This is a genomic window from Priestia sp. TRM10, assembly GCF_057808375.1.
Genome location: NZ_JBJZOT010000021.1, coordinates 1 through 9,990, shown reverse-complemented (window position 1 = coordinate 9,990; position 9,990 = coordinate 1). Strand labels below are relative to the sequence as shown.

At 33.0% G+C, this 9,990-nt stretch carries 15 protein-coding genes; 13 read left to right on the top strand and 2 right to left on the bottom strand.

Features of this window, described 5'->3' with window-relative positions:
- Window positions 1-308 precede the first annotated feature (308 nt).
- The 5 genes from ACK3CR_RS26930 (at window position 309) to ACK3CR_RS26910 (ending at window position 2,968) form a co-directional block, all read left to right on the top strand.
- Window positions 309-731, top strand: coding sequence for a hypothetical protein (locus ACK3CR_RS26930; protein ID WP_488976368.1), 423 nt, complete (start codon window positions 309-311; stop codon window positions 729-731).
- A gap of 233 nt (window positions 732-964) precedes the next feature.
- Window positions 965-1,543 carry a MarR family transcriptional regulator gene (locus tag ACK3CR_RS26925; RefSeq protein WP_488976369.1) on the top strand — a complete coding sequence of 193 codons (579 nt, stop codon included), beginning with the start codon at window positions 965-967 and terminating at the stop codon, window positions 1,541-1,543.
- A 413-nt stretch (window positions 1,544-1,956) separates the two neighbouring features.
- Window positions 1,957-2,157 carry a hypothetical protein gene (locus ACK3CR_RS26920; protein ID WP_488976367.1) on the top strand — a complete coding sequence of 67 codons (201 nt, stop codon included), beginning with the start codon at window positions 1,957-1,959 and terminating at the stop codon, window positions 2,155-2,157.
- A 14-nt stretch (window positions 2,158-2,171) separates the two neighbouring features.
- On the top strand, window positions 2,172-2,624 hold the full coding sequence (locus ACK3CR_RS26915) for a hypothetical protein (RefSeq protein WP_488976366.1): 453 nt from the start codon (window positions 2,172-2,174) through the stop codon (window positions 2,622-2,624).
- A gap of 152 nt (window positions 2,625-2,776) precedes the next feature.
- Window positions 2,777-2,968 (top strand): hypothetical protein, encoded by a 192-nt coding sequence (locus ACK3CR_RS26910; RefSeq protein ID WP_488976365.1) that lies wholly within the window; start codon window positions 2,777-2,779, stop codon window positions 2,966-2,968.
- A 232-nt stretch (window positions 2,969-3,200) separates the two neighbouring features.
- Here the strand turns inward: ACK3CR_RS26910 and ACK3CR_RS26905 are convergent, their stop codons facing one another.
- Entirely contained in the window at window positions 3,201-3,752 is a 552-nt protein-coding gene (locus ACK3CR_RS26905) for a DUF3967 domain-containing protein (RefSeq protein WP_488976364.1), read from the bottom strand.
- 857 nt (window positions 3,753-4,609) lie between these two features.
- Between ACK3CR_RS26905 and ACK3CR_RS26900 the strand changes: the two genes are divergently transcribed.
- The gene (locus ACK3CR_RS26900; RefSeq protein WP_488976363.1) at window positions 4,610-4,990 is read left to right on the top strand and encodes a hypothetical protein; all 381 of its coding nucleotides are present in this window, start codon (window positions 4,610-4,612) and stop codon (window positions 4,988-4,990) included.
- 328 nt (window positions 4,991-5,318) lie between these two features.
- Here ACK3CR_RS26900 and ACK3CR_RS26895 read toward each other — a convergent pair whose 3' ends face one another.
- Window positions 5,319-6,077 (bottom strand): YqcI/YcgG family protein, encoded by a 759-nt coding sequence (locus ACK3CR_RS26895; protein ID WP_488976362.1) that lies wholly within the window; start codon window positions 6,075-6,077, stop codon window positions 5,319-5,321.
- A gap of 411 nt (window positions 6,078-6,488) precedes the next feature.
- On the opposite strand from ACK3CR_RS26895, the gene ACK3CR_RS26890 reads away from it, so the two are divergent.
- The 7 genes from ACK3CR_RS26890 to ACK3CR_RS26860 all read left to right on the top strand — a co-directional run.
- Entirely contained in the window at window positions 6,489-7,082 is a 594-nt protein-coding gene (locus tag ACK3CR_RS26890; protein ID WP_488976361.1) for a hypothetical protein, read from the top strand.
- A 13-nt stretch (window positions 7,083-7,095) separates the two neighbouring features.
- Window positions 7,096-7,536: a protein-export chaperone SecB gene (locus tag ACK3CR_RS26885; RefSeq protein WP_488976360.1), complete on the top strand. Its 441-nt coding sequence runs from the start codon at window positions 7,096-7,098 to the stop codon at window positions 7,534-7,536.
- A 3-nt stretch (window positions 7,537-7,539) separates the two neighbouring features.
- The gene (locus ACK3CR_RS26880; RefSeq protein WP_488976359.1) at window positions 7,540-8,259 is read left to right on the top strand and encodes a hypothetical protein; all 720 of its coding nucleotides are present in this window, start codon (window positions 7,540-7,542) and stop codon (window positions 8,257-8,259) included.
- A 165-nt stretch (window positions 8,260-8,424) separates the two neighbouring features.
- Complete coding sequence (locus ACK3CR_RS26875; RefSeq protein ID WP_411205913.1) at window positions 8,425-8,586, top strand: hypothetical protein; 162 nt, start codon at window positions 8,425-8,427, stop codon at window positions 8,584-8,586.
- 112 nt (window positions 8,587-8,698) lie between these two features.
- A complete protein-coding gene (locus ACK3CR_RS26870) occupies window positions 8,699-9,082 on the top strand; it encodes a LuxR C-terminal-related transcriptional regulator (RefSeq protein ID WP_488976358.1) in 384 nt (127 codons plus the stop codon).
- Between the two features lie 268 nt (window positions 9,083-9,350).
- Window positions 9,351-9,632 carry a hypothetical protein gene (locus ACK3CR_RS26865; RefSeq protein ID WP_019390781.1) on the top strand — a complete coding sequence of 94 codons (282 nt, stop codon included), beginning with the start codon at window positions 9,351-9,353 and terminating at the stop codon, window positions 9,630-9,632.
- The coding region (locus ACK3CR_RS26860; protein WP_488976357.1) for a hypothetical protein at window positions 9,629-9,990 on the top strand (362 nt) is incomplete at its 3' end. The genes ACK3CR_RS26865 and ACK3CR_RS26860, both read left to right, overlap by 4 nt.

The window sequence follows — 9,990 nt, the reverse complement described above, 5'->3', positions numbered from 1 at the left end:
AAACCGATAAGCATGCTCAAGTTTTACTCGAACTGATGAATGGATTGTACTTTCATGAAGGGTATAAAGGTATCGTGACCACAGGTTTAGGAGAACTGGATGAGATCAAGTATGCGCGTGAAGAAGTAGAAAAGCGCATTCAAAAGCAACGACAAAAACGACTAGATCGAGCGTAGTATTCTTAAAGAACAGTAGAAGAACAGCCTCCAGGCTGTTGGGTGGCTATAGCCTATATGCTATTTATTTTTTAATTTGATTGGCTGATTTGGTTGGTATGGAAAAATGAAGGATAAGAAGGAGTAACAAGTATGATGTGCTTGTATTGTCAGACGGAAAATAGTAGTGAAGGAGTATGTTCCTTTTGTGGTGCTCCTTTAGAAGAACGGAGACCCGAGAGAAAGAATTTTGTATACCTTGAACAGTGCGAACAATCTTTTAGCCAATTAAAGTATTTTCATACGTATGACTTGTTGGTGTTGCTGCGTTTAGTTCGAAAAGAGCGTTCAGACGCGTTTAACCAGATGAGATTGATTAAGAAGGGCGCCCAGGAGGCTCAGATGGACCAGGAGACGATTTCTTTTGCTGAAGAGCAGTATTTGTATTATACAAAGCGTGCAAAGGTCCTAGAGGGTATTCTAATTGATAGAATGGGGTACAAGCCTAAAACGATTAATGATAAACTATTACTAAGTATTGATCAAAAGATCAGAGAGTACGAAAAGAAGGCATGAGAAAAGCCCTCCGGTCGGCGAAAACTTGAGGGCTTTTCGATAAAAACTATAGAAGGGTTAGACCCTTATTCACATTATTATATTTGTATTCTACCATAAGGGTTTAATTCCTTCCAGACCTTGAGGAGGATTAAACGTTGGAAAATGTTTTCGAACAAAGACAATTAGAACGAGAACGAAAACGCAAAAAGAAGGAAGAAGAATTTAAAACACTTTCAGAAGGACAACAGGCTATCATTAAAGGTTCTTCAAAAGCCTCTAAGAATGCTAGAAGAAGAGATACTGAAAGTTCTAAAGTACTAACTGATGAAGAAATGGCAAAAGCGAATGAGCTTCAGGCTAAGGCACAAGAGGCAAGAATGAAATTAGTACCGGAGAGAAAAGTGAAAAACAAGGCAAAATTTGCTCAAATTATTCAGCAAAACTGGGGTTACTTGTTTGAAATTAATTATTTAAAAACTGAAGAATTTAAGTTTTTGAATCGTATTATTCAGTTTATTGGTTTTAGATCTAATTGCTTAGTTGATGATATAAATAAAAAGGCTCCAATTCCATTGAATCAAAGTGATTTGGCAGAGAGGCTGGGTTCAAGTAAACCGACAGTAAGTAGACTTGTTAATCAACTTATTGATAAAGGTATTATGGCCAGGTCTGAAAGTGGAAAAGAAGATGTTAATGCTAGAATGTATGCGTTGTATATTAATCCAAACATTATTTATTGTGGTGATCGAGATAATATAAATGAGACTCTACAAACAATGTTTAGAAGAACTCCTAAAGCATTAAAAAACTTACCGGAACGCCTATTTTGATACTTCAAACCATAGTTATCGATTTCGATAACTATGGTTTTTTTATTTTTGAATCTTTTCATAGTTATCGATTTCGATAACTAAAGTTATCGATTTCGATAACTATGGGAAATCTCTAAAACCTTGGTATATAAGCTTTTTTTTAATATCTGTATCTTTGTTCTTCTCACTCTCTATTTAAATAGCAATTCGTCGATAGAATTGCAAGACTAAATTTATCTCTTTTTCGTTAAAAAATAAATAGCCTGAAGGCTAAAAAAAGTCGCCTAAAGGCTATAAGTCTCTAAGGAATAGTTTTGTTTGAGAATTTAAGTAAATTCATTTCCAAAAATGGCTCATTATGTTATTATTGGGAAATTGGTTGTTATTTTGGAAACTTTTATTAAAATTATATTGAATTAGGAGGGGAAATTATGAAAAAAAATTGGATTCTTAATATCTTAATATTATTATTTTGGTCATCTTCATTGACAGCTATTAAATATTTTATGACTGGGTTTGAATCTACTATAGAAATTATCCAATGGTTTATTACTTCAGTTGTGGTACTAGCTATTGCCGGTTTTATTATACATAGGCGAAGAAAAAAAATAATGACAACCACACAATCATAGGGAGGATTTTAGTTTTGAAAAAAATAGCTTTAGTATTGGTAATGACAATGTTAGTTTTTGTGGCAAATATCTCTTTTGCTAATCATAAGGCGGAAGCTGCTCAGGTAGGAGAAGTGAAAACTGTAACATATAAAGTTAGTGCTTCAACGTTGAAAACAAAAATGGGAACAGCTAAAGTAACAAATACTGTTGTCAATAAAATTAATATTTTTGTAGCTGGGGGACTGGCTACAAAAGCAAAAAGCTTTCTTTCCGGAGGTTTGATTGCCATATCATCAGCTACCTTACTGGAAATAATGGGACTTGGTACAAGTGCTCAAATGAAAAAGATTAAAGGATATTTAGAATTGATTAAAAAGAATAAAGCCAAAGGACTTAAAGTTACCCAAAAATATAGATATACTTATATGAATGGATCCGGAACAGGCTGGTATCCTTCTGGCAGAGCAACTGTTACAACTTATTAATTACGGAGATTATATTTATTGTTTCATGGAAAACGGAATTTGCTTTTAATTAAAATTAGGCAAATTTCGTTTTTTTGTTTTTGATAGTAATATAAAATAAGGATTTAGTAAAATTATATTAAGAAAGATTTGACTGAGAGGAGAGAATTTACATGAAAGTTGTAATAAATGTTTTGATTTTATTATTTTGGTCATCTTTAGTAACAGCTATCAAATATTTTATGACTGGATTTAATTCGACTACGGAGCTTATTCAATGGTTTATCATTGCAATAATTGTATTTGCAATAGTTGGTTTCATTATCTCTAAAAAGAAAAAATATGAAGTGAAAAATAAGAACTAAATGGAAGTTTTTTATATGTTCTTTATTTCATTTTTCAGGTGTGCCTTTTTTGAGCACACCCTATCCTCTATAAATGTTGATATAACAACATTCTTTAATTTGCCTCTTCTTGCTCTATTTTAAATAGCAATTCGTCAATAAAATTGCAAGACTATCTCTGTATTTCTTTGCAAAAAAATACAAAGGTAAAAAAATTGCCTGAAGGCGATAGGCATCTAAGGTGATTTTTAGATTAGTTGAATAGACGTTTCCAGAAGCTCCTTTTTTCTTGAGAAGCTGCGATTAATTGTTTGATTTCTTCTTTCTCTTCTTGAATAGTTCTGATCATTGACATCAATTTTTCATCTCGTTCGTTATATCTTTGTTCTGTTTTCTCTATTTGTTTTAGTATTTCTTCTTGTCCTTGTTTGCGTCCAGATTCATATGCTTCTTGTACTGCTTTATTTATTTTTTTATCTAGAATTTCTTCTAGATGCTGTACTGTTAGACGCGTTTCCGATTGATAAACGCTAGGCGTTTTTTGTGTGTCTACTGACTCTGAATCCACTGATATAATAACGTTTATAGCGTCTATTAATGTGGTCCCTTCATTTACTAATTCTTTTAGGCGTTTAAACGCGTTTATGTCATGTTGATAATAAATCCTTTGGTCTTTATTGTTTCTTTCAAATTTGTATCCTACTTTTTCCAATTCTATTGACCATCTTCTTAAAGTTGAAGTTGTTACTTCTAAATTTGTGGCTACGTTTTTTGCAAAGTAACCATATTCTGATGCGTTTGACATAGCGTTCACCTCCGTCTATCTTTCAATTCTATTATCATATCTAGAACTCCTCTAGAGTAAAACTATAATAAATAAAAGAAGAATAATCTAATGTATAAAGTATCACTTTTTTATGCATTAGATCTTGGGTAGTAAACGCGTCTAAACGCTTATAAATCAATGATGTATAAAATCCTGCATAACGGAGAAAAAAGAGAAGTCCCAGACCCCTTGTAGGACAAGGAGTCTGGGACTTCCCTACTTCCTCTAAGATGTATTATGTAAACTAATATTGTATAGAATATACACTCCTATTTAGGGTTAGGTCTTAGATTAGTAACGCAAGAAATCTTTATATTATTAATTAAAAGGGCTTTTACCTTTGATAAAATAGGCATCTGTAACTTCTTTAGACAAACACGGGAGTGAAGGATATCCATATATTGTTAAGGTGATTATTAATAATTCTATTGGATCCATCAAATTATAAATTTTTCTATGTTAGTAAAGTACAATTGATTATGTCTAAATAACAGATAAACAGATTTATAAAAGGGCGATATTTAAAACTCACAAAGGTGTGTGATTGTTTTATGAGGTACACCTCTGGATTTTATAATCATTTTTCACTTCCACTAAACCTAGATAGAATATCCTATGCGCCAGAACAATTGGTTATATATATAGGGAAAAATGTAAATATATTTACCAAACAAGGAAATTCAATATGGGGGACAGTAGTAGACGTCGATATAAATCCAAACTCATCAACTTATGGACGTATCCAAGTGCTTTTTAATGCTGGTCCTGGTCCAGGTATGGTTGAGGTTTATACAAAGGAGATACAATGGATTACTTTTCAATAGGAGGTTTTAAAGTTGAATTATTATTATTTACACCGACAGCAACAAATTCCATATCTAGTTGTCCCTGATGCCAAGAAATGGGAAGGTCAACTTGTTGATTTACAAATGAAAATTACAGGTCGAGTATATAAAAATGCATATATTGTAAAAGTAGTAGACACTCCAGGTCCTTCTTATGGTTCGGTTACTTTTATTCCTTCGGGTCAGAATCTGCCTATTAGCACTGAAGCAGCTGATATTTTATTTATTGGTCCTCCAGGTAGTATTACAGCTCCTCAACCAACACAACCAACACATCCGATAGGTCCCGGTTGGGGTATTCCTATCAGTATATATCCTCCGCGTCCAAGATATAGTTATTATCACAATCTAAATTCTCAAAATTTATATTAAGTTATAAATAATAAGATTCTATCTATAGGGAACTTTAGTTTACCTTGATTATTATTATGTAAAGAGCCGTTAGACATTTATTATCTCTAAGGGCTTTTTATATGCGTACTATAATACCCATTATGTTAACTACAAATGTATAAGGTATAGGGTATACAACGTATAAAATAGAAAAACCTACTGCCGAGAGGAGCTCAGATGACAGTAGGTTTTTCATTTCTACAACGTAGTATATACCAGCAAGTATATTTGGATGATTCTAATAGAAAGCAACATGAATAGTGTGTTCAACACTTTGAAGTTTTACTCATAAAAATGATTGATAATCCTAATTTTTATTTTCTTTATTCATTAAACTGTTTAAGAATGGGCATTGAGACAACTCTGTATCATCCTTATCTCGTAAAAAATATTGTTTCCATTCATGATTATCCGCATTTCCATAGCTATTTAAAGCAGAATGTATAGAGATATCATCATATTTATCAATTCTTCTTCTTACTTGTTCTTTAATCTTTCTAGCATATTTTTCGTTTTTATTAAATTCCTGGAGAACCCAACGTGGTGTAATAGCCATCATCATACAAGGGAAATATCTACTTTGTCTCTTTTCATGTTTAGGAGTAGCGCAATACATGAAATATTGTTCTCCATGGAAACAGTATTCCCAGGTATGGTCTGAAGGATCTTTTGAAATATGAGTAGGCCAATCCATTTCATCTAGCTCATGTAAATGGTTAAGCTGTTTCCAAAATAATAGTTCAAAGTCTTCTACACTGCTGCTCTCAATAAGATTTTCTGGGGTCTCAAAAAATACAATTAACGTTGTATACGTCCCATAATTTTTACAATTTATCGTAAACTCTTTTAGTAAACTAGCTAGTTCTAGAGAGGTTTGTTCATTTTGAGGATGGCCTACAAACCCATATCTGAGATGTCCCAGTGAAAAAGATTGGGTAGCTGGAATACATGGAAAGAGATGTTCTTTATCTTTCATTTTGTCACGAAAAGCAATTAGTGCATCCTTTTGCCAAGATAAGAGATTTGCATGGCAAACATCTTTATTATCTTTAATTAACTTTGTCATACAATAGCCTCCTTGCTTCATTAGACTATTGCAAAAAAGTTGCATAGGTGAATGTCCTACTGATAATTGGGCACTGTTCCCATAATAAGGATTATGTTAACTGAGACTGTATATCATATATATTCATTGCCTAACTCGTAGTTAATCATTTATGATTTTATTATTATATATAAATTTTTGTAAAAGAAGGATTTATAAAAAAAGTTTTGAATTACTTCTTACAATATAGTGTTTTTGTTCTAAGATTGTACATATGTATAAGAATTAAGGTTTAACATTTTCTTATAAAAGGAACTTTTTTGTATAGATTTTGTATGCGTCGGCCAAACTGATGAAGATATTTCGCTTGTCAACTGAAAATAATTAGTATATTATGACATAAGCACATTGTGTTTGAATGGAGGAGAGCATATGAGTATCAGACAATGGTTTGGTTTTAATGATTTTTATGTTTCTGCTGGGGAGACAGATATCTGTTTGGATAATTTATTGTCTCTTTATGCCAAGGCTTTGACTCGATATTTCTCTGCGCCTACCGTACAAAATATTAATGAGCTAATTGAATTTATATCAAAAGAATCTCAAGAAGATTTAATTGATAAACGATTCGTGGAGTGGTTAATCGATAAAGGTATACCTGAGTTAGAAGCAATTGCTTCTTGTTCGTTACCTAACGATGATCAGTTATCAGCAAAAATTGATTATGAGCATTTTATTCTCGAAGATGAAATGGATTTTGAATATCCTGAGGATGTTAGAGCGAGTTTAATTAACATAGTTAATGAACTACCAGAGATTATAAGGGCTTCTCTAGAGGTGTCATCAGCTTCCTTTGAACTTGATGAGGATTGGTTAAGCTCGATACTTGAGGAATTCGAAGATCTTGAACTTGTAACTGTAATTGATGAAAAAAGTATACCTCTTCAAGAGGAAATATGCTATAAAGTGTCGAATTACAGAGAGTCTGTTGATAAAACAGACTCTCTTTTATTTTGTTTTATATAATTAGGAGGAAATTATGTCATCATTTGAAGAGTACAAATTAATAGCAAATTCAGTTCAACTTAGCGATGTTGAGTTGGTTTCTTTGAAGTGTCTAAATAAAAAATTTGATCATGAAAAAGGCAAACAAGCAGTTTCTATAAAGATGCAAAGGAAAGTAGAAATCAAAAGCGATACAGAAGCATTATTATTTTTAAGAACTATTGTTGGTGGAGAAGATTGTCCATTTTTATTTGATATAGTTTATAAAGGAACATGTAATTCTCTTGCGGATATCGATATTCAGCAGTTTGAACAATATGCATATGTACAAGTTGTGCCTTTACTTTTACCTTACGCAAGAGAGTGTATTACTAGTACTATGGCCAGAATGGGGTTACCTATCTTTACTTTGCCTACTATGGATATTTTAGATTCTTTTGAAGAAAATGATGTTTCTGATAGTCAGGAGTCGTGATTAATGGATAGCAATATATCTATATCTTTTAATAGAAAAGATTCTATACCTAAATATATAGAGCAAGCTACTAAAGACATTGCTGATCACTTTAAACATAGAAGAGAGTATATTCCTCAATTTTGTAGTATGGTACAGAATTCCAAACGTTGGAATATGAAAAATATAATATCGAAACTTCAAAATTGGAAACAAAGTTTCTCTCGTATAACAGGAACAGGTAAAATTGTTGCAATTATAGAGAATGCCTTCTCAAATTGTAGTACCGATAAAGATATTCATAAACTTCGAGGAGCTATAGTCGAAGGACTTATAATAGGTTGCTATGGTGGTTCTTCCAATCTAGTTCATGATAATTATGGTTGGGGAGCCCAAGTTATTATAAAAAAAGATTCCGAACAGGAAGAGATAAAGTACGTTTGCACTGCAAATAAACATACAGATTGTGGTCGTAGAATGACTGTAGATTTTGGATATTGGAATGGAAAACATGGACAATTCTATGAATGCAAGGTGCAACCGGAAGGCATAGGTTGTAAAGAAATTATGTATTTGAAACATTTAGCAGATAAGCTATCTCAGTATTCTATTAGTCATGAAATGCTTTTTGTAAGTGCTTGTCCTAGTGATGAATTAAGACTAAGATTAGAAGATTGGGGTTTAAGCCCTAGGTATAAGGCTATTGGGACTAGTGAACTTAAAGATATGATGAGAGCTTCTTAGAATAAAAAACTTAGGATGACGATTCCTTAATAGTTTTCATCCTGAGTTTTTTTACTATTAGAACAAAAAGTTATAAGAAGTTATGTTGACTATGGAATTTATATCCTTTAAAATTAATTTTAAGCAACGTTGCAACTTAACCACGTTGCCCGAAAGGGAGAGCATATGAGTAGGGTTAAAGAAGGAAATCGTCGTCTTACATGTGATATCCCAGAAGAGTTGCACAAGGAATTGCGTTTCTTGGCTGTAGAGCATGATACAAGTATTACGAAGTATGTAAAGGCGATTCTAGAAGAACATGTTAAGAAATTAAAAGAAGAAAAGTAAACAAAAAGGGCACTTTCCCGGCCAGGAAAGCACCCCATGCGGAATCAAAAAGATTCCATACCCAAAGATATTATAGCATGGGTTGCCCTCAAAAAAATAGGAGGGTTTAATCATGGAACAAACTGAAAAGTTATTGATTAGCATTGAGAATGTATTACGTATTGCTAATGAATTAGTCAATGAAATAGCAGACTTAAATGTTATGAAAGAAGACTATATTCGATTAAAGGAACAACTCTTTTTGAATCAATTTACGCAAGCTGAACGAAAAGTTTTTGAGTTTGCTTTGGATCAATGTAGTGTTCGTGAGACAGCAAAGATTTTACATAGAGAAGAAGAAACCATTAAGAAAATTAGGAGAAACATCTTACGCAAGTTGGAGGTTTCCTCAATGAAAGCAGCCATTGAGTTGTACGAAAAAGTGATCCATAATTGTACTCCTACTTTCTCATTTTTTAATGATGGAACGGATCAAGAACGTATACGTTTTTCGTAAAAGTTGAGGGGACGTTGAAGGGACGTATATACTCATGAGGTCAACAGTGAGGGGACGCTGAGGGGACTTCATATCGACAGTAGCTCAACAGTATATCAACAGCAGGTCAACAGACTGGTAATTTTCATGATATCATACTTTTCAAGGTGGAATTAGCGTTCTGCTGGGCTTTGCCCAGCCTATCATCCTCCGATGATAGCAAAAACCCCTTATGCTCTTCTAACTTTATAGGGTAGTGCATACCAAAACGAGAGGATGGTACAGAAAAATGGATATTTTATTGCGAGATATTGATCCGGTAGCGATAAAAAAGATTGATGAACTTGCAAAGGAAAAAGGAGTTTCACGGCAATATTTTTTAAAAGGTCAAATAGAAACGTTAGCATTTTTTCAAGAACAAACTACACGTGAAAGACATTTAACAAATCTGATTGATAAGAACCTTTTGTTTATGTCGAAAATGCATTATGCAGTGGAACAAAACACAAAAACTTTAAACAATTTATATGCGAGTATTGAAAAAGCAGTTGGAGAGATTGAAGAGCTATGAGTACCAAACGACGAATGATTACCTTAGACGAAGAAACGGATCAGTATCTTCAAGACTATATGGCGGAACATAAACTCCGTTTTCCAGGCGAGGCCATTATGGATATTTGTCAAAAGTATCGAGCTGAAGAAAAGAAAGAATGGTCCTTGGAGACGATTAGTGAAATTGTGAGTCAAAACCTTCATGATGTCTTACGAGAAGAATTAAAAAAGATTCGGCTCGGTGTGAATCAAACCGATAAGCATGCTCAAGTTTTACTCGAACTGATGAATGGATTGTACTTTCATGAAGGGTATAAAGGTATCGTGACCACAGGTTTAGGAGAACTGGATGAGATCAAGTATGCGCGTGAAGAAGT